Origin of the sequence: Paenibacillus sp. H1-7 (assembly GCF_022354825.1) — a bacterium.
Lineage (GTDB): Bacteria > Bacillota > Bacilli > Paenibacillales > NBRC-103111 > Paenibacillus_S.
The window spans coordinates 4,251,802-4,273,324 of sequence record NZ_CP031168.1 but is presented as its reverse complement, the minus strand read 5'-3'; the positions used below and the strand labels follow the sequence as shown (position 1 = coordinate 4,273,324).

19 protein-coding genes are annotated in these 21,523 nt (G+C 48.8%); 3 read left to right on the top strand and 16 right to left on the bottom strand.

The annotated features are described in order from the left end of the window. Nucleotides 1-14 precede the first annotated feature (14 nt). The 5 genes from DVH26_RS18930 to DVH26_RS18910 form a co-directional block, all read right to left on the bottom strand. The gene (locus tag DVH26_RS18930; protein ID WP_239624087.1) at nucleotides 15-806 is read right to left on the bottom strand and encodes a response regulator; all 792 of its coding nucleotides are present in this window, start codon (nucleotides 804-806) and stop codon (nucleotides 15-17) included. 189 nt (nucleotides 807-995) lie between these two features. Next, complete coding sequence (locus DVH26_RS18925) at nucleotides 996-2,801, bottom strand: sensor histidine kinase (protein ID WP_239624084.1); 1,806 nt, start codon at nucleotides 2,799-2,801, stop codon at nucleotides 996-998. A gap of 136 nt (nucleotides 2,802-2,937) precedes the next feature. Next, on the bottom strand, nucleotides 2,938-3,723 hold the full coding sequence (locus tag DVH26_RS18920) for a carbohydrate ABC transporter permease (RefSeq protein WP_239635425.1): 786 nt from the start codon (nucleotides 3,721-3,723) through the stop codon (nucleotides 2,938-2,940). Nucleotides 3,724-3,869: 146 nt separating this feature from the next. Next, entirely contained in the window at nucleotides 3,870-4,736 is an 867-nt protein-coding gene (locus DVH26_RS18915; protein WP_239624081.1) for a carbohydrate ABC transporter permease, read from the bottom strand. Between the two features lie 131 nt (nucleotides 4,737-4,867). After that, nucleotides 4,868-6,199 (bottom strand): ABC transporter substrate-binding protein, encoded by a 1,332-nt coding sequence (locus DVH26_RS18910; RefSeq protein WP_239624078.1) that lies wholly within the window; start codon nucleotides 6,197-6,199, stop codon nucleotides 4,868-4,870. A gap of 313 nt (nucleotides 6,200-6,512) precedes the next feature. Between DVH26_RS18910 and DVH26_RS18905 the strand changes: the two genes are divergently transcribed. Continuing rightward, nucleotides 6,513-7,346, top strand: coding sequence for an alpha/beta fold hydrolase (locus tag DVH26_RS18905; RefSeq protein WP_239624075.1), 834 nt, complete (start codon nucleotides 6,513-6,515; stop codon nucleotides 7,344-7,346). Between the two features lie 154 nt (nucleotides 7,347-7,500). On the opposite strand, the gene DVH26_RS18900 is transcribed toward DVH26_RS18905, so the two are convergent. Both DVH26_RS18900 and DVH26_RS18895 read right to left on the bottom strand, forming a co-directional pair. After that, on the bottom strand, nucleotides 7,501-8,988 hold the full coding sequence (locus DVH26_RS18900; RefSeq protein WP_239624073.1) for a DHA2 family efflux MFS transporter permease subunit: 1,488 nt from the start codon (nucleotides 8,986-8,988) through the stop codon (nucleotides 7,501-7,503). Nucleotides 8,989-9,525: 537 nt separating this feature from the next. After that, nucleotides 9,526-10,905: an amidase gene (locus DVH26_RS18895; RefSeq protein ID WP_239624070.1), complete on the bottom strand. Its 1,380-nt coding sequence runs from the start codon at nucleotides 10,903-10,905 to the stop codon at nucleotides 9,526-9,528. 260 nt (nucleotides 10,906-11,165) lie between these two features. Here DVH26_RS18895 and DVH26_RS18890 point away from each other — a divergent pair, with 260 nt between their 5' ends. Then, nucleotides 11,166-12,281 carry an ATP-binding protein gene (locus DVH26_RS18890; protein WP_239624068.1) on the top strand — a complete coding sequence of 372 codons (1,116 nt, stop codon included), beginning with the start codon at nucleotides 11,166-11,168 and terminating at the stop codon, nucleotides 12,279-12,281. A gap of 26 nt (nucleotides 12,282-12,307) precedes the next feature. On the opposite strand, the gene DVH26_RS37105 is transcribed toward DVH26_RS18890, so the two are convergent. The 7 genes from DVH26_RS37105 to DVH26_RS18860 all read right to left on the bottom strand — a co-directional run bounded on the left by DVH26_RS37105 (nucleotide 12,308) and on the right by DVH26_RS18860 (nucleotide 17,841). Beyond that, on the bottom strand, nucleotides 12,308-12,442 hold the full coding sequence (locus DVH26_RS37105) for a hypothetical protein (protein WP_275590416.1): 135 nt from the start codon (nucleotides 12,440-12,442) through the stop codon (nucleotides 12,308-12,310). Between the two features lie 124 nt (nucleotides 12,443-12,566). Continuing rightward, nucleotides 12,567-13,646: a cysteine peptidase family C39 domain-containing protein gene (locus tag DVH26_RS18885; protein WP_239624065.1), complete on the bottom strand. Its 1,080-nt coding sequence runs from the start codon at nucleotides 13,644-13,646 to the stop codon at nucleotides 12,567-12,569. A 263-nt stretch (nucleotides 13,647-13,909) separates the two neighbouring features. Then, complete coding sequence (locus tag DVH26_RS18880; RefSeq protein WP_239624062.1) at nucleotides 13,910-14,479, bottom strand: NAD(P)H-dependent oxidoreductase; 570 nt, start codon at nucleotides 14,477-14,479, stop codon at nucleotides 13,910-13,912. 55 nt (nucleotides 14,480-14,534) lie between these two features. Next, a complete protein-coding gene (locus DVH26_RS18875; RefSeq protein WP_239624060.1) occupies nucleotides 14,535-15,194 on the bottom strand; it encodes a TetR/AcrR family transcriptional regulator in 660 nt (219 codons plus the stop codon). Nucleotides 15,195-15,270: 76 nt separating this feature from the next. Then, nucleotides 15,271-15,924: an NUDIX domain-containing protein gene (locus tag DVH26_RS18870; protein ID WP_239624058.1), complete on the bottom strand. Its 654-nt coding sequence runs from the start codon at nucleotides 15,922-15,924 to the stop codon at nucleotides 15,271-15,273. 256 nt (nucleotides 15,925-16,180) lie between these two features. Continuing rightward, nucleotides 16,181-17,221 carry a DJ-1/PfpI family protein gene (locus tag DVH26_RS18865; RefSeq protein ID WP_239624055.1) on the bottom strand — a complete coding sequence of 347 codons (1,041 nt, stop codon included), beginning with the start codon at nucleotides 17,219-17,221 and terminating at the stop codon, nucleotides 16,181-16,183. 26 nt (nucleotides 17,222-17,247) lie between these two features. Next, a complete protein-coding gene (locus DVH26_RS18860; protein WP_239624053.1) occupies nucleotides 17,248-17,841 on the bottom strand; it encodes a DUF2306 domain-containing protein in 594 nt (197 codons plus the stop codon). Between the two features lie 203 nt (nucleotides 17,842-18,044). Between DVH26_RS18860 and DVH26_RS18855 the strand changes: the two genes are divergently transcribed. Next, a complete protein-coding gene (locus tag DVH26_RS18855) occupies nucleotides 18,045-18,641 on the top strand; it encodes a TetR/AcrR family transcriptional regulator (RefSeq protein ID WP_239635424.1) in 597 nt (198 codons plus the stop codon). A gap of 90 nt (nucleotides 18,642-18,731) precedes the next feature. Here the strand turns inward: DVH26_RS18855 and DVH26_RS18850 are convergent, their stop codons facing one another. Together DVH26_RS18850 and DVH26_RS18845 are read right to left on the bottom strand one after the other, a co-directional pair. After that, nucleotides 18,732-20,702 carry an AraC family transcriptional regulator gene (locus tag DVH26_RS18850; protein ID WP_239624051.1) on the bottom strand — a complete coding sequence of 657 codons (1,971 nt, stop codon included), beginning with the start codon at nucleotides 20,700-20,702 and terminating at the stop codon, nucleotides 18,732-18,734. A 176-nt stretch (nucleotides 20,703-20,878) separates the two neighbouring features. After that, nucleotides 20,879-21,421 carry an HD domain-containing protein gene (locus DVH26_RS18845; RefSeq protein WP_239624048.1) on the bottom strand — a complete coding sequence of 181 codons (543 nt, stop codon included), beginning with the start codon at nucleotides 21,419-21,421 and terminating at the stop codon, nucleotides 20,879-20,881. Nucleotides 21,422-21,523: the final 102 nt, after the last annotated feature.

Sequence of the window (21,523 nt, the reverse complement as noted above, 5' to 3'; positions counted from 1 at the left end):
TGCAGCTAACCCTCTCACTTTTGATACTGACCCCGATAAGTGTTAGGAGTCAAACCGGTAAACCGTTTGAATATTTTTATAAAATAGTTATCGTTCTCGTATCCGACCTTCATCCCGATCTCCGAGACGGAAAGGTTCGTTTGCTCCAGACGCTGCCTGGCTTCCTCAATTCGAAGCTGATGCAAATACTGAATGATGTTCGTTCCCGTCTTTTTCTTGAACAAAGTGCTGATGTATTTCGAATCCATCGATACTTGTTCGGCTAGCATCTTCAGGGAAATCATTTGATGATAATGATCTTTCATATATCGGATCAGCTTGTCGACTTCCTTATGCCCGGTTTCTTCCGGCAGCAGCGCCGACGCTTCCATCTTCTCCAGTGTACCTGCAGGCTGCCGGGCCACCGCCTCATCTCCAGGCTTGTGACGTTTCCGCAAGTCGGCGTCTACTTTTATCAAAGCTTCTACAAGAGATTGCACATTCATCGACAGCTTGAGGATATAATTGGAGGCGCCATACTCCATGGCTTGCCGTACATATTCAAAATCGCTAAGGCAGGACAGCATAATAAAACGGCTCCCTATCTCCGCCTCCCTGACACGCTTCAATACTTCTACGCCGTTCATCTTGGGCATCAGGATATCGCATATCACGAGATCTGGACGATGCTGTTCAATCCAACTCAGCGCCTCCTCGCCGTTCCCCGCTTCCCCAATTACATCGAACCCAAGACTGTGCCAATCGACGATCCGCCGGACCGATTCACGAACGAACACCTCATCCTCCACCAGCAACACGGTCCACACATTTCCCGCCTCCTAAACAACGACTTGATACCACGATTCCCGCACACTGATTTCAGGCATTCCCCCCGATTTCTTACATCGTATCATGAAGATATACAGCTCGAACATATCCATTTTCCTGCTAACAATAGAACAAAATACAGAATCTCCGCAGTCGGTGCCGGAAGAATAGAACATTTTCTCGCAGGCTCACGGTGAATCTCCAAGAAGGTGCAGCTCTGCATTCAAGCCCGACTGTTCATGGTAAGGCTTCGACAGCAGCAGAGGCAGCTCGAACCGTACGAGCGTCCCTTGCTCCAGAGACACGATCTCCATCCCGGAGCGGCCCTTGAACAACAGCTCGAGACGTTCTCTCAAGTTGCTGATCCCAATTCCCGGTCTTGTCCGTCCCGGTTGACTTATGTCCTTCATTCCCGCTCCATTATCCTCCACCTCCAGGTTCAGCTTGCCGTTCCGCACATAGGCCCTAACAGTGATAAGACCGTTACCTGCAAGCTCCATCAAACCGTGCTGGATGCTGTTTTCGACCAAAGGCTGCAAGCTCAGCTTGGGAATCAACGCATATTCCAGCCCTGGCTCCGCTTCATAACGAACCGCGAACAATTGCTTATACCGGAAGCTCTGGATCTGCACATAAGACTCCACAAGGTGCAGCTCATCGCGTACGTGGATCAACTCCAGCTCGGAATTCAGACCCGCCTCGAGCAGCTTGCCCAAACTTACGCAAATTTCCGCGATATCCGGCTGCTTCTCGACAAGAGCCAGCCATTTGATCGTGTTAAGCGTATTTAGAAGAAAATGCGGATTCGTTTGCGAGAGGAGCACTTGAAACCGGACCGCTTCCTTCTTCCGCTCCTCCTCCTTAAGACGCTGTACCAGCTCTTCCATATCCGCCATCATTTGATTAAAAGCACGGGTCAGCTGAAGCACCTCTCCCTGCCGGTTGCCCTCGGGCAGCTGAACGCGAAACCGTTTGTTGACGGCATCGGCCATCCTCCGCTGCAAATGGTGCAGCGGTTTCGTTATCGTCGAAGAAATAAGCAGCGTGATAGTAATAAAAGCTAACGTCAAGGATACCGACACGATGAAAAACGATCTCTTCAATCGATCGATTTCCGCATAAATAATGTCTAGCGGGACTTGCTTGACGAGATGTTTATCCAACCGCGGCAGCTTGGAATAAATATTCAAGTAATTCCCCGACACATAGTAGCCTTTATCCCCAAGCACCGGCAAATCGGCAAGCTTCTCCGTCCCCTCGGTTCGGCCTGTTTTGTTATCGGCGAGAATGATCCCCTGCTGATCCAGCAGCAAGTAGGTTTCCTCGGAAAATTGGGTGGCGAGACGAAACCATTCGTTCACATCGACACTGACCCGGATAGCGGCGTAGGTGGTATTGTTCTGGTTTTTGAGCGCCGTTGCGTAGGTCAATAGCTGTGGGCTGCGCGAGACATCGCGGCTCGTGTAGTTCGTCTCCCAGCTCCAAGAGAATACGTTAGGCCGCTCAAGAGCTTTGGCATACCAGTCTTCCTGAGTCATTCGTGAATAGGACAAGCTCTCGAGAGGCTGGTAGGAAGCGTATACATTTCCTGAGAAGTCGGCAATCGTGTAATAGACCGGCGACAGGCTGATGAACAGGCTGTTCATAATCGACTTGAACTTCGTGTCAATGAGACGCACCCGCTGCAGGCTATCGAATGCGTCGGGATTTTGCAGCACGGCCGCTGTCGAGGTATCCTGCTCCATCAAGATGACCGTTTTGTATACGACATTCAGAAAATCCTCCAACGACTTGTTCATCGTGAGCATTTGATCGAGATTCTGGTCGGCCGTCTGCTTGCGCAGCACTCCTTCTACCCGGTTGAAATTGTACAAATTCAAGCAAGCATGAGGAAGCAAAATGAGCAGAACAAACGCCATAAACAATCGGTTTTTCAGTGTTTTGGGCAGCCAATGGGACGGCTTTAGCTTCAGGATGATAGCGGATTTCCGCATTGCGTACGATCTTCCCCTCTCCACTGTGCATGGATCCGACTTCGCTTACTCTTTCAGCTTAATACACAACCAGGTCGGACGTCCACGTAAAAAAAAAAAGCCTTCATTACCGAAGGCTGTGCTCATGAGTTCGTATTTATCCTTTGACTGCGGTACTGGATAATCCTTGAATGATAAAGCGTTGGCCGATCAAGAAAACGATCAGCATCGGCAAAATTCCGGCGGATGCCGCAGCCATCATTCCGTTGTAATCGACGTTGAATTCCAGAATGAAATTTTGCAACCCGAGAGGAACGGTATACAACTCCCGGTTGATTAGAAAAACAAGCGCATTCTCAAAGTCATTCCAATGCCACGAGAAATCAATGATGGCAAGCGTAGCCAATGCCGGCTTCGCAAGCGGCAGCATAATTTGTGTGAAAATGCGCAGATGACCGGCTCCATCGATAAAAGCGGATTCGGAAATCTCCTTCGGAATGGTGATGAAAAATTGTCTCATCATAAATACGCCGAAGATCGTAATCATACCTGGAAGAATAAGTGCCCAATGCGTGTTAAAGATGCCCATCCATTTGAATATAATGAACTTGGGAACGAACAAGACTTGCGGCGGGACCATCATCATAGCGATGTAGATTAGGAATAGCGTATCTCTTCCCTTGAAATCGACTTTCGTAAAGCCGTAGGCCGCCAGAGCGGACAAGAACGTTGCGCCCGCCATGCTTAGCAGTGAGACTTTGAGAGAATTAAGATAATACGGCACGAAGCTGCTCGCTCCGGTCCATATTTTCACATGATGCTCCCATACGGGATGCGCAGGAATCCATTGAATTGGATATTCGAATACTTCACCCGGCGTTTTGAACGAGGTGGAGATCATCCATACGAACGGCAGCACCATAGCTACCGCGAAGAAGAGCATGATTAACGTGACCGCGCCTTTTTGCAGCCGTGATATCGTCTCCTTCTTCAAGGCTGCGGCTGTAGGCTGTCGTTCCGGGGCGGCATAACCGGTTTTGCTCAACATGATGCATCACCTCCCTGTTTTTCCACTTCCATAATGTGCAATTAGTAATGTACCCATTTCTTTTGTCCGATCCATTGAATGGCCGTAATGACCAGAATGACTGCGAATAACGCCCAGGACACCGTAGAAGCATAGCCCATCTCGTAATACCGGAATGCGGTCTTGTACACATATAAGGACATGATGAGCGAGCTGTTGCCGGGCCCTCCCTGCGTCAATGCCTCGATGATTCCGAACGTCTTGATCGTCATAATGAGTCCGGTTACGATCAGCATGAACGTAGTGGGGCTCACTAGCGGCAGCATAATGCGGAACACAGTCTGTCTGACGGAAGCGCCGTCCATCTTGGCGGCCTCGAGCAGCTCCGGGGAAATTTCTTGCAGCGCGGCCAAATAAATGATCATATTATAGCCCAGCATGAACCAGATCCATATGATATCGATCGCGGCCATTACTGAATCGGGTGAAGTCAGCCAGCCTGGCTGAGCTATGCCCAGACTGGCCAGCATGCCGTTAATCGGGCCCTGCTTGGGCTGAAACAGCAGCATCCATACGAAGGCGACAGCAACGCCGCTCGTAATATAGGGCATGAAGTACAGGGCACGCAGCAGCGTCTTCAAATATACCGACCGGTTCAAAATGACCGCTACGACGAATGCCAATGCTACCGATACAGGGACGCTGGCAAGAAACAACGCCGTATTTTTCAACGAAATATAAAACAGCTCGTCATGGAACAACCGCAGGATGTTATCCCATCCTACGAAATGAAACGTTGGACTCGTGAACTTCCAATCCGTGAACATCAGCACCGCTGAAAACAAGGCAGGGATGATGAAGAACAGGAGCACGCCGATCAAATTCGGCATGATGAAAGCATAGCCGATCCACTGCTGCCTTCTGCGCATAACGTATCGCTCCCATCATTCGGTTCGCAGGGGAAGCGGGAGCCGCACCGGCCATCAAAGACAACTGGAACTGAAGCCAGCTTCCCGTCCTTCCGCCAAGCATTAGCTTCCGTACTCCCCTGCGGCCGGAATTATTTTTTGTTCTGCTTCAAGTAATCATTATGACGTTTGGCTATCGCGTCGAGAGTCGCTTTCAGATCCTTCTTGCCGGTGAAGAAGCTCTCATATTCTTCCTGGCGCAGATCGAGCACCTGCTTCGGCAGCGAACGCGTATAAGTCGGTATATTCTGGAACAGGACTTTTTTGAGAGATTCCTGGTCGTATGTCGCGGCATTGTCGCCCAGCAGCAATTTTATCGTTTCATCTGCATTCACCGCTTTGGAAGCAGGGAACCTTCCGCCCGGTACCATCGGGAGCATGCCTCCGTCCGCATACCATTTCAGGAATTTCCAGGCCGCCTCCCTATTCTTGGACTTGGCATTAATAGATATGGCGTCGCCGGTACCGCCCCGCGTAACGAAATCCTCCGCCTTCTCGGCTAACCGGGGTACGGGAGCAAAGGCGATTTTGAACGATCTCGGATTATCCTTCATATTGTTCGAGCTGCGGAATATCCACGTACCGGCGTTCAGCATCGCCGCTTCTCCCTTCAGAAATACCGTATCGACAGGCATTTTCGAAGTTACTTGCTCGGCATAAGGAACGGTCGTCCTGCCATCCTGCATCATCGATTTCAACGTTTCGAGCCACTGGCCGTACAGGGCGTGATCCATGTTGGAGCTGCCGTCCGGCTTCGTATAACCGTACTTGACCGAGACCGAGTCCAACGGATCGGGGAAAGGCTCCAAATGCTGGACCAATCCATACCGTTTATCGCTTTTCAGCTTCTCCGCATAGGTCTTCATCTCTTGCCATGTCCAAGACTCCGGTATTTTTAGCCCCGCCTGATCGAGCATTTCTTTGTTGAACCAGACGAAAAACTGGCTTTTACTTGTAGGCATTGCGTAATACTTGGAATTGATTTTCCACTCTCCTGCTCCATTGATCTTCTCGTCGATGTTATAATCCGTGAAGGTTCCGAGATCTAATGTAAAGCCGGCGTCGATACGCCGTTGAAGCTGCGTCTGGGAATAATTGACGAACAAGTCAACGCCCTGGTCCGTAGCCAATGCCGTGTCGAGCTTCATATTGCCCGCGTCGTCGTTGACGAATCGCTCGTATTTAACCTGAATATCCGGGTTCTTGGCATTCCACGCGTCAACGACCGCTTGAGGACCGGATTCTGCAGGTACGCCGCCCCACATCGTAAGTACGATTTTTTCCCCAGTCTTGTTCGAATTCGCCCCGGTACTGCCTGCCGGGCTTGTCGTTCCTTCCGCCGGCGCTGTGCCCGTTGAGCACCCCGATGCCGCCGTACATACTGCAATGACCGTCAATAACGCCATCGTCTGTTTCTTTATCATGGATAACCCCTCCAATGATTGTGTCGATTGTTTCTCGCTTCATCAATATAACATCCGGGCTCCCAGCCGGTAATGAACGTTTTCTAGAGATGCATGGAACAAAGTCGTGAGATTTATAGGAGGCAATAGAACGATTTCGCGTTGCAGCCGGCACGATATCCGGAGATGTGATTTCCTCCATTGTACACTCTAGGCTAGAACCTATAGCAATCCTTGGGCATACAGTACATTATCAGAATTCAGCATCGAAAGGAACGAAAATATGCATAATCAAACCCCTTATAGGTTTTATTATCCAGTTCGATCTTATCCCGTGGATACACGTTGGCTGCAAGGATACCCCTCTTCTTTCCCCTATTGGACATCACCTCAAGAGGAGCAGCGTGATGAGGCGGCGTCAAGAGAGCAGCAGCAGCCGTTAACGTTTGTCCTGATACACGGGTCGTGGGCCGACTCGAGCTTTTGGAACCCCATTGCCGCCGAACTCAAGAAAAAAGGACATACGGTCTATGCTCCCGAATATCCGGGACACGGTGCGGACACCAATAAATCGGTCACGCATGCCATGATGACGAAGGCTATCGTAGACTATATTACATCGAGAAATTTACGTAATATCGTACTGGTAGGCCACAGCTTCGGCGGGAGCCTGGTTCAGAAAGTCGCGGAGCAAATCCCGGATCGCATCAAGCGGCTCGTATTTTGGAACGCCTTTGTGCTTCAGGACGGAGCATCGGTGTCCGATCAATTCCCGCCATCGGCGCTTCAAGGCTTCGAACAGCTAAGAAAAATGTCGAGTGACGATACCATTATGCTGCCCTTTCCGCTCTTTCGTGAAACATTTGCCAATTTGGCGCCGCTCAGCTTCGTCCAGCAGATGTATAATAAAATCACACCGGAGCCGGCCAAGCCGCTCTTTGAAAAGCTGGATTTAAAAAAGTTCTACAGTCTTACGGTACCGAGAAGTTATGTGTATTTAACGGAGGACACTGCTGTCCCTCAAGCTGAAGGCTATGGCTGGCATCCCCATATGTCCAGTCGGCTCGGAATATTCCGCCTTATCAAAGGGCGGGGAGATCACTTCTCCACATCGCAAACCGATCCGAAGCAGATCGCACAAAAGCTGTACGAAGCCGGCAGAGATTGACACATAACATCAAGAAGCGAAGCTGGACCTGGCCGGTCCGACTTCGCTTGTTTCATTGTAGTTCTATTCAACTATACTACGGCACGAACGGGCTTATGGATTACGTAGGACTTAGCGTCTCTCCACCCACGATCGCATGCTTCTCTATGTCGAATTAATGCACCGAAGCCCGCTGCCCTTCCATGTCCCCTTCCTGCGGTACCGAGCGCTTCAGGAAGAATGAAGTGATCCACGCTAGAGCAACGAGTCCGAACGCCAGCAGGAAGGCGCTCTTCATCCCGGCGATCAAAGCAAGAATCTTCAGCTGTGACGGATCCATTGTGCTCGAGGCTTGTGCCGCATATTGCTCGGAGCTGTTCGTCATAATCGTCACCAGCAAGGCAGTTCCTACGGCTCCGGCTACCTGCTGAAGCGTGCTGATTACAGCTGTTCCGTGCGGATATAACGGCGGCGGCAGCTCGTTCAGCGCGTTGGTCATGACCGGCATCATGAGCATCGATATGCCCAGCATCAATAACGTGTTCAAAACAACAATCGTGCTGTACGAGGTGGAAGCCGTAAAAAAGGCAAATTGCCAGAGCGTGTTGCCAATCAGTGTCAAGCCGACAATCGCCAGCCATTTGGCGCCGAATTTATCGAAGAGCCGACCTGTAATCGGCGACATGATACCCATCACAACGCCTCCCGGCAGCATAAGCAAGCCTGCTTGAAGAGGTGTGTAGCCCAATGCATTTTGCAGGAATATAGGCAGCAGCATCATGGCCGAGAACATCGCCATCATGACAATCATCATAATCATGGTCGACATTCTGAATATGTTGTACTTAAATGTCCTCAAATCGAGGAGCGGCTGTGAAATCGTCAGCTGTCTCCATGTGAACAAGGCTAGAGCTATGACACCGATAACGATAGGGATCAGCACTTTGCCGCTCGTCCATCCTCCATGGCCTTCGCCTGCACTGCTGAAGCCGTACACAATACCCCCGAATCCAAGAGTTGAGAGCGCCAGAGACAGCACATCCACTTTCGGTTTTGTCGTCTCCGTCACATTTTTCAGCTTCATGAAAGCAATGACGACGACAAGAAGCGTGATCGGAAGAACGCTGTAGAACAGGACACGCCAGCTGAAATGCTCGACGATAATTCCGGACAAGGTAGGTCCTATGGCGGGAGCGAAGGTAATGACGATACCGATCGTCCCCATGGCCGAGCCTCTCTTTTCAATGGCTACTATCGCAAACACGACGTTAGTCAGCAAAGGAAACAGAATTCCGGTTCCTGCAGCCTGAAGCACTCTGCCTAACAGCAAAGCGGCGAATCCCGGCGCAATAGCGGCAATAAATGTGCCGACCGTAAATAATCCCATCGCGGATAGAAACAAAGCTCGTGTTGTGAAACGTTGAATTAAAAAGGCAGTGACGGGAATCAATACACCGATAACAAGCAAATAGCCGGTTGTCAGCCATTGCGCGGTGCTTGGGGCGATCCCGATGTCCGCCATAATTTTGGATAGAGCTACGTTCAGAAGCGTTTCATTCAGAATGGCTACGAATACGCCGAGTATCATGATCATCACGACCAGAAAGTTGCTCCTGCTCCCGAAGGTCCCTCCATTTTCGTTGGAACGGATTGGATTGTCCATGGTTCTCTCCTCTCGATTTCTCCTATCTGTACATAAGACTCTTTATTTCTTCTTCCCCCTTCAGATCTGTTCCTATTCTAGCATGCCCCTCATACCGCGGTTTCTTATCGATTGCTATTGTTGCTGCTGGTCTCCCTAATCCTAATCTGATTCACGTATCCGGCAATAAAAAAATCTCCGCAAGCTGCGGAGATTGCCTAGATGCGCCTTACGGTTGGAGCAGCGCTTTATTACTATTTTTTTCCCCTCCCTGAGAGCTGTATTGACGTCTTTATTGCCGGCCAAATACCCGTCAAAGCTTTTATACAATAAGGGCTTCGCTTTGCCATGATTCGGTGAAATGTTGGGAGCAGAGCCGGCTTGCTTGTGTTTGTCATCAACCATATCAAGCGATTTTTGAAAGTACAGATGCTCCAAATACTCCTCGGGTAAACGCATACAAACATGATTGTCCAATGATCTTGGAGCTGAAACTTGATCACCTCCCGCCCTTTGATACCTGTATGTGATATGTTCCGTCTATAAAAGAAACGCCGGTTAATAACCGGCGCAGATTTCATCCCTTTTCTTGTAAAAATCACTCAGATGGCTCTGTTCATAAGCGTAGCCTGTACGGATGAGCAAATCCTCTCTTCCGTGACCTGCTGCCAGCTGCAGGCCTACAGGCAAGCCCTCGCTTGTAATCCCGCACGGAATGGATAAGGCCGGAACTCCTGCCAGATTGAAAATGCCGGTATAGCGGGTCATGGCGTTAAAGATCGATTCGGTGTACGATCCGAACTGTACCTCCTCCACTCCGATCTTCCTCGCCGCTATTGGAATCGTCGGAGTAGCCAGCACATCGATTCTTTCACGGAAGAGGCGGGCGAAGTTTTGCACATATTGCTCTTTCTTCTTCAGAGCTTCGATGTACTGGAGAGCCGAAATATGTTGGGACATTTCCAGGAAAGCTCTTACGTCCGCTCCATACTGATCCAGACAGCATTCCATTCGAGCTCTATGCTCATACACGGCTTCTGCGCCTGCGATCGTAAAGGTAACATCTTGATTGCCATCGATGAAGGATACACCTGTATCGATCAAAACAGCTCCCAGATTTTCCAATGCATACAATGCATGCAGGTAGAGATTATATGTTTCCGTCTCAATGTGCTCGTTAAAATAAGTCGTCGGAACGCCGATCCGCAATCCGCGGATATCTTCTTTCAAGAAAGGCTTGTACGGTGTGCTCGTCATGGCTTCCATCATAATCGCCATATCCGACATAGTCGCGGTTAATGGTCCTACATGATCGAGCGTCCACGAAATATAGGTTACTCCGGCGGTGGACACTTTGCCGTAGGTCGGCTTCAATCCGATCACTCCGCAGGACGCTGCTGGAATCCGAACCGAGCCTCCCGTATCGGTTCCTATAGAGGCAGCACTTAAGTCGGCGGCTACCGCTGCGGCCGACCCACCGCTGGACCCCCCAGGTGAATACTCCGGGTTCCAAGGGTTATGAACAGGACCGTAATGCGGGTTGTTGGATGTGATGCCGATCGCATATTCGTGCATATTATTTTTGCCTAATAGGATAGAGTCTTGACTTAACAGGCTTTGAGCCACGTCCGCATGGGTATCCGGAATGTTATTGTAATCAATTGAGGAACCGTTCGTAGTGCGAATGCCCTTGGTTGCAATGTTGTCTTTGAGGGACAAAGGAATGCCGAACAAGAGACCCGTCTGTTCCCCTGCCTCTTTTTTCGTTTGAACGATTTTGGCCTCACGAACAGCCCTCTCTTTCGTAACGGTGATGAACGAATTCAGATCCGGCTTCTTCTTTTTGATTCGATGCAGGTAGGCTTTCGTTATTTCCAAAGGGGTAAATCGGTTATCCGAGTAACCGTTCTGAAGCTCTCGAATCGATTTCCGTGCCATTGTTCTCTCTCCTTTCGTTTGCATACATGGATGGCGATGTTCCTATGAAACCTATTTGCTATAATTCCATGTATTACTATATTATGCATAAATGGTAGATTCGTATAAGCTTATAACCGATTTGAAAACTAAATTGGACGAATCACATGTTCCATTTACAACCAATTGGATCTGCGATATAATATATGTAAACACGTAATTACGTAATTTAATAATAGCTCCGGCGTGTTTCAATCATTCTATTAAGGAGTGTGGTTTAAATGACGCGTGACTATGGTGCTGAGTTGGATGCATTGAGAACACAGATGGCAGCGATCGAGAGCATGGTTCGAGCATTGGCGGGTAAGGACGAGATTCCCGCTGTGGTACCGGGAGCAGATCGTTCGGATAATGAATTGGTTGTTCAAGGGGGCGGCACGGATTCATGCGCTATATATGTCTCCGGGTATTACCGTACCGGTAATCATACGGTACGGCTCGAGCCGCAGGAGAAAGGATCCGCAGAGCTGCTGGACCTTAACAGAGCGAAGGCGGCGAAGGTTCTGTCTGCGCTTGGGCACAAGCAGCGTCTGGATTTACTTCTTGAGGTATGGAACGAGCCGTTTACGGGTACTGAGCTGGTGGAACGTTTGAATATGGGGACGACAGGCCAGCTGTACCACCACTTGAAGGCGTTAACGGGTGCGGATTTGCTGAAGCAGGAAGAACGAGGCGGCCGCTATACGATTCCGGCTCACCGCCGGTTTCCGGTTTTGCAGCTCATGTCGGCCGTATCGGATCTAATCGATACCAGCGATTACATCGACATGACGGAAGCGCGTAATGAGGCGGGAAACTACTTGGGCGAAGGCACGAAGGAAGGCTATGACCCTCATCAACTCTTATGGGCGGTCGTCAGCAATACGGTTCAGGAGCATCGTGCGGGCTACTGCACGGAATTGGGCATTTACTTGCATGATGACGGAGGAGCGACGGTAGCGGACAACGGCCGAGGCATCCCGATACGCTTGCTGCCGCAAACTGGCCAGCCTTCGGTGCAGTCCGTGATGACCAAGCTCGATCTGTTCAACGATCCGATGAAATCGTTCTTTGCTCCCGGTGCGGACAAAGGAATGAGTATCGCGGTAGTCAATGCGTTATCACGCTCGCTAAGCGTGGAAATCAGGAGAGACGGCGGCATTTACCGGCAAGATTATCGTTTCGGCATCCCACAAACCGGACTTATGACGGTAGGCATGTCGAACGAGACCGGTACCAGCATTACTTTCAAGCCGGAGCCTGAGCTGTTTGCAGGCAGCTTCGACAAGGGCAAGATTGAAGCACAGGTACAGCAATTGAGTGAAGCTTGCCCCGGATTGCGAATTCATATTCAATAATAAACAAACATTGCAAAGACGCCATCCTACCGGGATGGCTCTTTCGGTTTGAGCTTCGTACGTATTAACGGACTGATCTTCAACAAGCCGTCCTTCAGTTTGAATTTGAGATACGAATACACTGCCCCCGCGTGCTCATCATAGATCCGGTCGAAATCCATCGCTCTCCCCCCTTCCTATTTAATAGTCGCGAGTTCTTCTTGTTCGGTTCAAAGGTTGTGAAAACCAGGGTAACGATAAAAAAACCACCCCCTTCGGGATGGCTTCCTGACTGCACATCATGATCTACTTCGCCAAATGTTCTACGATATCGCGTAGTGTCCCCAATCCGGCTACTTCCGCATCCCTTGCTTCACGGAGCCTTATTAGTGCTGCCGCTTTAAGCTCAGGATCGGTCGGATCCGCGCTCTTCGGAAACGGAAACATCTCACGCAGCCCGATCCAGGCACGATAGCTGGCCATGTAATGCTCCGATGCTTGCAGCATCAGCTGCTGAAGGGTGTTATCCTGGATGCTCATACAATGCGTAATGGCCGATTGAGAGAAAAAAGGCACCACATACTGCCTTGACGACGTGATCCAAAGTAAATTGTAGCTGGTAAAGAAGGAGTGAGCGGTTCCATCCTCGAAGGCTGTCATCCATGCATCGATGGCGGCAATGCCGTTTTTGCGCCGGCTGCCTTCCGAACCCTCGTCGGCAATATGTCGAATGGCGATGGAAAGCGCCGTCCGTAAGGCCGAACGGTAGCTCGCATCCTCTATCTCCGTATATCGCGTTACGTTGAGATGAGGCGGCTCATTTCGTTTTCGGATTACTAACACGAACAATTCAGGCTCTATTGGAATGCCGTTACGCGGGCGACGCCCGAATTCCTCGTAGCTGAGCTCGCCGCCATTTCGCTTGTTGATATCGTGAATATTAAGAATACGGCGTTCGTCATCATAGCCGTAGATGAGTCCATGCTCGTAATTATCCAGATTCCAGCTGACCACCGCGATCCCATTCTGTATGCTCTCGCGGATCATATCCAAAGCCTCTTCGGCCATGTCTTCGTTCCAAGCCCCGCCGTAGAGGTTGGCGTTAAGCACTTCCATTTCGAAGCCAAGATGGTCCAGTGCCTCTCTTATCAAGCCACCGTCTCCAAACACATCCATCGGACCTACGAACGTATCCGTATTGATCGCGAATGCCTGTCCTGTATACAGCAAAGCCTGAGTCAGATTCAATGATTTGTTCGAGTATTTCATGGCGCCATAGAGTGCAAGTGCAAATGAATTATAGCAATCGTTCCAGTTGAAGCGCTGCCGTTCCAATACCATGCTCGTTGGAAAGCTATCCACAATTCCATACCGCAAGCCGCTCACTTCCACTCCTCCTTAAAGGGAACTCGAATTAATGATAGTAACATAAATGGAACATATATCCATACAAAGTAATATAACACAACTACCCCTATCCTGTAAGCGTTTTTTCGTTATATTGTCTTCCGGTTTGGCAAAAAAAGATTACATAATATATATTATGTAATCTTTTAACTCGATATTAAGATCCGCATCGGACAGTTTCCATAATCGAGCCGCCGGCAGGCCGGACTAATGATCGTAAGAGTTTCTTTTCTGAGAAGTGACTAAGCCTCTCGATTTATCGCCTCCATCAGCCGAATCCTCGGATCCAGCTTAGGGTCCAGAATATGCTTCACGTACTGTTCTGCACTATGCAGAACCGCATCATCCGATGCCGCCGCAGCACCATAAAAGACGAAGCTAGGCAGGAATTTCATCCCGATCAACCCTGCCAAAGCCTGCATAGGCTTCGTAAACTCACTCATACTGAAGCCTTGAAATCCTCCTGCTTGGTAAGCTTGCTCGTGAGAGCCGGCCGAAATAGCAAGAACCAGCTCCTTGCCGGCAAGCCCTCTTCCCCCTTCTCCCATCATCCATTGCGATTCCAGCACCTCTTCCATCCACTGCTTCAAAAAGGCAGGAGCACTGTACCAGTAAAATGGATATTGAAACACGATTCGGTCGTGCTGCAATAGCAGCTGCTGTTCCTTTTGAACGTCGATCCGCTTGTCAGGATACTCCTTATGCAAATCGTTCAGAGTGATACTGCTTTCTTGCCTTAACCGTTCTATCCATGCCTTATTGACCTTAGATTGCTGAAGATGCGGATGTGCTGCTACAACTAAAATTTTCATCAAACGTCCTCCTTTTTTTGACTATCATGAATGTCAATATCAAAAGCAAAAAAATTTACTCCGGTCTAATCACCGCCAACGCCGATTCAACCACTTGTTCGAGAATCGCTTTCAGCTCTTTATCCCTTGTCTGTTGCGTCTTTACTGCTTGCGCGGCGGCATTCTGTACTTGCTGGTGGTCTATATAAGCCATGCCTTGGGAAATAGCACCCCAAAACTGCATTGCCATCAGATTGGCATCCCCTGAACGGATCGTTGTTTGCTCAATCCCCTTCTCCAATGCTTGCACCATCGGCTTCATAAAGGACTTTACCCATTCAAGAGGTGAATAAGTGCCGTCAGTATACAAATAGTGCACGTCAAGGCTAATCCTTGTGTAAAAACGGAAAATTGCAGGAGCTTCCAATACTTGATTGCAGACGCTCCAGGCATACGTGTTGAACAATTCCAGAACAGCGCCTTCTCTTGCAAAATGGGCTACTGTATTGGATTGAGCGCTATTCATCATGTATTCGTACAGCTCGCGGAACAGCGTCTGCTTGTTTTTGAAATAATGGTACACCAGACCTCGGGCTAACCCCGCCCGTTCCGCCACTTCTCCGATTTCGGACGCCGCATACCCTTTCTCTGCGTAGACGAGAATGGCCGCCTTCATAATCTCTTGAGTCCTCTGCTTGCGAATCTCATCGTTTTGTTCTTTTGTGCGTGGTGACATGGAAGTTCCCTCTTTTTTAAATTGACATAAGTGTCAATCAAAAATATATCGTGTCATGATCGAACTGTCAATAATTTCATGCACGATATTTTTCGGTCAATGAATAATTCAAGTTATTCGTTACAAAATGCAGCCACTTGTTTTGAGGGCTCACAATCTCAGGCAAGTCTTCAAGGGGCGCCCAAAACAACTTGAACCGGTGATCATCCGCGTCCTGCTCCCAAACCGACAGGCTGCAATGGGAATGCATGTGATAAAAATGTCTGGACACGATGGAAGCAAGCACGGACGGCTCTACCCAGCCTGTTATCTGATAAGTAACATACTGAGGATCCGGATAGCGGTCACCTTCTATGTAAGATACTTGGACAAAATCTCCGGACGAACGCACATGCTGAACGGTGATTCCTCTTCGGATTTCCGCCCAGCTGGAGCTTTGCAGATCCGGTCTGGAGTAAACCTTTGCGCTATGCAACAGGATACGGTTATGTTCTGGCAGAGTAAGCTCTTGCTTACCGATATACGTGCAGGCCGTGAACTCGGATAGCCCCGTTTCTTCCCTTGCTTCCCTTAAGGCTGCGGCCGTAATGTCTTCATTGTGCTCGACCGTCCCCGCCGGTAATTGAATACCTGCATTAGGGTGTTGGATGAGCAGCAGCTCGGTCCGATTGTTGGCTTCCCTGGTAATGAAACAGGTGACCTTGTCTAAAACTGCAGGTTGTTTTCCCATATAGAGCCCTCCCTAAAGTAAAAAAAGCCGCCAATTCTTACTATTCGGCAGCCTCGATGCGGTAGATTCAGTTCCATTTTGACACAGTAGTAATATAGTAACGAGTGGGTAGAGGTTTGGAAAGTGAGAAAATTATTATAAATATCCTTTCCATCCATCATATGATTTCCATACGAAGAGAATATAAATATTGTTAATATTTAATATGGTTAATTAAATTAGATAATAAATCACATTAACTAGTTTCATAGGATAACTACACGCTATCCGATATACGTTCAGCCGTTACTTTGGAGGATGGCAGTACGCCAGCCTTAGCCATTCCCGTCATTGTGTCGCCGTTAACCGTCACATCGAATTTTAAATTCAGACGCATTGGTTTCGTCACCTGCTGGCTCCATGTCAACCGGTTGCCTTCGATGACTGGATTCATGAATACTGCGGTTTCATCGCCCTGTATGGCTGCTCCACACAGCTGCCCACTTTCGGAGCTAATATGAAAGGTCACTTCCATCTTACCTACCGGTGTAGCAATCGAAGCCTTCCAAATACCTTCAAAGCATGATGTGCTCTTCCGGTGATCCGATCCGGGTGGAGCTTCCTTCAGATTGTGTGAATTTGTTTTCGATTGCTGTTCCCTATCGCTGCTAAGGCTTCCCATTGGGGTTAACCCCCGCGATTGCCAGACGGTTCCACGGCGCTCGTATTCAAACAGCTGCTCGACCTCATGGGCTATTTGGGGACCTAGCTCTCGCTCAACCAAGTACAATGCGACATCAAGCCCTGAAGTAACACCGCCTCCTGTTACCAGGTTCCCATCCACAACAACTCTTGCACGTATTGGGATGGCACCGGTTGCCTCCAATACATCCATTCCAAGATGGTTCGTCACGGCACGGCGCCCCTCCAGCAAACCACCCATGGCCAGAATGAGAGAGCCTCCGCACACAGTAGCTACGCTCATATCCGGCTTCTGCATCGCCTTCCCGATTATCCCGGTCAACTCTGTCTCCATTGCTTTTCGCAGCAATACCGGTACGGAATCGTGACCTTCTCCCGTCATAGGACCGGAAGCACCCGGAACAAGGATGATTCCCGGTCGATCGGGGGTAAGCTTGCCGTTTGCCTCCACTTGGGGTCCATTCATCCCGCTGGCAACGAATCTTGCCCCCTCGGCCGTTACAAGCTCAACGCTCCATGCTCCGTCCGAGAACATTTCAGCGGCACGGAACACTTCATAGGGCGCAAGGGCATCCAGCAAGTCAAATCCGTCGAACAACACGATTTGAATATGCATACAGCATCTCTCCTTCTCTCAACTTGCTACGATAAGGCTGCCGCCTTACGTGCTGTAAACCTAATTACTATTTCCGCCAATAGAAGCAGGAAAACAATCGCACCATACACACCGACGGTGTAACTCTTTTCATACGTCAACCCCAATCCTGCTTGAGTTAATGTAGTGAAGAGATGGATGAACAAGTTGGTGAAACAAAAGACAAAGCTGCGAATCATCCATTGCCGATGCTTGATTTGCCTTTTGCGTCTGATATGAATAATTGCGATCAGAGTAAATGCGGGCCAAACGATATTCAACATATTGAACGCGATGCTGTTGATTTTCCCGCCTGTAGAGAATGGCGCCATATAGCCGGAAGTCAGACATACGATAAAGACGAACACCACGTACAAATAGCCGTTGATTCGGTGGAATTTCCGATAGTTACGGAGCAGATACGAAGAGAAATTAAGTGCTCCGGTAATCATCGCCAAACTGGCGGCAATGACATGTATATACATGACGTTCAGCCATGTCGAAACAAGCAGCGGTCGTTTCAGGTTGCTTTTGCGGCTTAGAAAATCAGAAGCTTCAGGATCATAGTACAAATTCACAAACAAAATATACGCTATGTACAATAAAGAAGCCGCCAACAAGAGGGAATAGAAAGAGTACCGATGATTCTTGCGCAGATACAGCCCATCCTTTCAAAATAAAATCTCATTTTTGAGACCGGACCGTTCGGTCTTTTTTTATTATATAATAAAGTATGTTATGATTCACCTATGAAATGTTACAATATTATGAGTGGCAACAAGAAATGGAAGAAAGGAAATCCTCTATGCGCAAAGGCGAGAAGACAAAGCTGCATATTATTATGAAATCCGCAGAGCTTTTTAACGAAAAAGGCTACACGGGTTCCACCATACAAGACATTATGGAAGCAACCGGATTGACCAAGGGCGGAATTTACAGGAACTTTGCAAATAAGGACGAAATCGCTCTGGAAGCATTCGCCTATGCCGGAAAAGTATTGTGGGAACACTTTGCGGCGGCCGTTCAGCAGGCGTCCACGGCAACGGGGAAGTTACTTGCGATGTGCGACGTGTACAGCGATACCGTCCATAATCCCCCTATTCAAGGCGGGTGCCCTTTTCTTAATACGGCAGTGGAAAGCGATCATTCCTTTCCCGTACTAAGAGACCGCGCGTTGGAAGCATATGAATCCATGATGTCATTTATCCAGAGCATTCTGAAGGAAGGCATTGATGCCGGGGAATATCGTCCGGAGATGAATACGGAATCGGTAGCCTCCTTCATCTTCTCTTCCATCGAAGGAGCGATTATGGCGAGCAGGCTGACCCGGGATAACAAGCATGTAGGCTATGCGCGAGGTCATATCGAGCAGATGTTGAATATGTACCGCCCAACACCTTAAACAACGACAAAAAGCAGGCTGCTTTCTAGCAGATCCTGCATTCTTTTTGTCCTTACGCCCTAGCAGTAGTGCAAAATATCAAGAACCTCATCATTTCAGTTGAAAAAAGGCAACCAGTTCATCCAGCAGCAAATTAGCCGCTTCAATGCCTCCCGCCGAGTTCCAGATGGCTTCATCGACCTGGATCAATTTGCCGTTCTTGGACGCTTTCAGGTTTTGAAACAACGGATCGTTCATCCATTCTTTCACTACTTTGTCTGCATCGGTTTTGCCCGGCGTCTCCGTTACGAAGTAGAACAAGAAATCACCGTCCATCTCAGGGATTTTTTCCTTGGACATGACCTCAATGTTGCCGTCCTTGTTCTGAGCAGCGGGACGGGCAACTCCCAATTGGTTCAACAGTACACCAGAGAACGTCTGCTTCTGGTAAATACGCACTTGAGTCGCCGAGAAGCGGACTACAGAAACTTGAGTAGCTGCCTTGCTTCCTAGCTTGGCTTTCACTTCGCTGACCCGTTTGTCAAAAGCGGCCAGTGCCTTCAAGCCTTCTTCCTTCTTATTGACGGCTTCCATATAGAGCTTGAAATTTTCTTGCCAATCTGCCCCTAAATCCGCCGAGAACACGGTCGGTGCGATTTTATTCAATTGCTCGTATACTTTTTCCTGTCTCACTTTATTGCCAATAATCAAATCCGGCTTCAGACTGGCGATAACCTCCATATTCGGCTGCAATTCGTCACCAACCACCGTGACATCCTGCATCTCCCCTTTGATATGGTTATACCATGGATCTCCGGACCAGGATTTCACGGCTCCAATGGGCTTGATTCCCAACGCCAGCAAGGCCTCGGTTCCTTCATTCGTCAAAATTACAACACGCTTCGGTGTTCCTTGCAGCTTAGTTTCGCCCATGGCATGTTTGACTACTCTTTGCGTTTCCGCTTCCGGAGCCTTTGTTGGTGCCGGAGTGGCAGTTGCTATATTAGTGCTGCTGTTGGAATTGGCGCTGCTCGATGTGGCCGCTCCATTCACACACGCGCTTAATAGCAGGGTGAAGCAGACAAATAGCATGGCAAGCATGGATGTCGTGGACTTTCTGTACATTGACAAGTCTCCCTCTCTTTTATACTGATAATGGTTCTCACTTCCCTCATCAATATAACGTTGGGGCTTGGCTGTAACAATAGAATATCTCGACATCGGCGATGGATTATATCGACTGCCTTCCGTGGGATGCGGGCTTTCCTTGAAAACCGTAGGAGAAACACCCTCCACCTTCTTAAACATACGACTGAAATAATAGCTGTCGGAGTAACCGACGCTCTCGGCAATTTCCCTCATCGTAAGATCCGTATTCAGCAGCCGCTCCTTCGCCTTACCGATTCGGATTTGTATCAAATAGTCGATAGGGCTTGTATTCATGCGACTTTTGAACATACGGAGCAGCTGCCTGGAATTGCAATGGAGCTTCTCTGCCAACGATTCGAGGGTAATGGACTCTTGATAATGATCGTGCAAATACCGGATCGCCTGAAGGACCGGGTCCGCCTTAACCAGCGGCACATCTTGTTGATCCAGCTGCCGCAGCACCTCATGAACGAACTGATAAAATAAAGCTTTGACCTCCAGCTTGTTCAAAGGATCGGATTGCTGCCACAGCCGGCTCATCCTGGCTGCCTTATCATATAAGACTACCGGGTAGTACGGCGCGAATCCGAAATGCATTTGAAACGGATTATGCTTCTCCATAAGCTGTACCCATTCTTGTCGGCTAGGCAGCGATAGCATCGCCTTATACATAATGATGAAATATTCAAGTAATTGTTCTGCCCGTATATCCAGACACAGCCCTTTGCCCATATGCAGAACATGAAATCGGTCCGCTGTACTCTCGCAGCCATCCAAGCCAAGCTGTGCGCGCCCTCTCACCACAAACAAGAAGGCACTGGTCGGCATCCGATAGGAACGCAGTTCATCCCCCTCCTCCATAATGGAGTGGCGAATATCCATCACTCTTATGGCCGCATGGTTCCAGACCATGATTTGGTCAATCAGCTTCATGACTTGCTCCTATCCTTTCTTTACTGACGCAAAATCATTCTATTTGTTATCCATAGTTCCAAAGAACCGATGCTTTTATCGCTATTATAATTGATAATAATTATCAATATCAACTACAAAAAAGACTAACTCTCGCCAATTACCGGCGACAAGTTAGCCGCATTCCCAGGTTTCAATTATGCAGGCTTGAGCCCCTCTCTCAAGTCTTTTAGGAACGATTTTGCAAACTGCTGCATTTCTATATAAATTGGCTGCGCTTCAGGTAGATAGCATTGTCCTTGTCCCAGTACATAGGTTTCAAAGTAGTCCAGCGTTTCTTCCAGCGTCTGTCCTCTGGCCGTTCCCGTACAGAGGGATTTGACGATGAGATAGGTCTTGCCTCCTTCGATTCGATGCGCATCATGAAGCAGCTTGCCCTCCAACGACTCTGGAACCTCATCCTTCTGGGATTCCCACGAAACCCGGACGACGGTATCGATATAATCTGAGGGCAGCCCTTGATTGGCCAAGTACTCCCTAATAGCGTCTTCTCTCAAATAAATAAAACCATGAAAATAGCAGCCGTATGTAATCAAGTCCATATCCGTAATTTCGGGATAATAGATTAACAGTTTCTTCGCGGACTGAAGCATTCTCTCAATATGGCTTACATTGTGCATGATGTCTTTGTTGATGTAGTAGGGAGTAACAAATTCAATAAGACTCGGCATATGTATCATCAAGACCACTCCTCTTGGCTTTCTTGACATCATACCCGGATTTCCATATTATTACAACCCGAATATTGAACTGATTTACAAAAGAAGGACCGCCTCTCGACA

Excerpts from the sequence above, each read along its gene's own strand:
- DVH26_RS18895 (WP_239624070.1), bottom strand. The coding sequence starts at position 10,905 with ATGGCACGGAAATCGATTCGAGAGCTTCAGAACGGTTACTCGGATAAC.
- DVH26_RS18875 (WP_239624060.1), bottom strand. The coding sequence starts at position 15,194 with ATGTCACCACGCACAAAAGAACAAAACGATGAGATTCGCAAGCAGAGG.
- DVH26_RS18855 (WP_239635424.1), top strand. The coding sequence starts at position 18,045 with ATGCGCAAAGGCGAGAAGACAAAGCTGCATATTATTATGAAATCCGCA.
- DVH26_RS18925 (WP_239624084.1), bottom strand. The coding sequence starts at position 2,801 with ATGCGGAAATCCGCTATCATCCTGAAGCTAAAGCCGTCCCATTGGCTG.
- DVH26_RS18865 (WP_239624055.1), bottom strand. The coding sequence starts at position 17,221 with ATGCATATTCAAATCGTGTTGTTCGACGGATTTGACTTGCTGGATGCC.
- DVH26_RS18880 (WP_239624062.1), bottom strand. The coding sequence starts at position 14,479 with ATGAAAATTTTAGTTGTAGCAGCACATCCGCATCTTCAGCAATCTAAG.
- DVH26_RS18915 (WP_239624081.1), bottom strand. The coding sequence starts at position 4,736 with ATGCGCAGAAGGCAGCAGTGGATCGGCTATGCTTTCATCATGCCGAAT.
- DVH26_RS37105 (WP_275590416.1), bottom strand. The coding sequence starts at position 12,442 with ATGGATTTCGACCGGATCTATGATGAGCACGCGGGGGCAGTGTATTCG.
- DVH26_RS18870 (WP_239624058.1), bottom strand. The coding sequence starts at position 15,924 with ATGGGAAAACAACCTGCAGTTTTAGACAAGGTCACCTGTTTCATTACC.
- DVH26_RS18910 (WP_239624078.1), bottom strand. The coding sequence starts at position 6,199 with ATGATAAAGAAACAGACGATGGCGTTATTGACGGTCATTGCAGTATGT.
- DVH26_RS18850 (WP_239624051.1), bottom strand. The coding sequence starts at position 20,702 with ATGAAGCTGATTGACCAAATCATGGTCTGGAACCATGCGGCCATAAGA.
- DVH26_RS18890 (WP_239624068.1), top strand. The coding sequence starts at position 11,166 with ATGACGCGTGACTATGGTGCTGAGTTGGATGCATTGAGAACACAGATG.
- DVH26_RS18920 (WP_239635425.1), bottom strand. The coding sequence starts at position 3,723 with ATGCTCTTCTTCGCGGTAGCTATGGTGCTGCCGTTCGTATGGATGATC.
- DVH26_RS18845 (WP_239624048.1), bottom strand. The coding sequence starts at position 21,421 with ATGATACATATGCCGAGTCTTATTGAATTTGTTACTCCCTACTACATC.
- DVH26_RS18900 (WP_239624073.1), bottom strand. The coding sequence starts at position 8,988 with ATGGACAATCCAATCCGTTCCAACGAAAATGGAGGGACCTTCGGGAGC.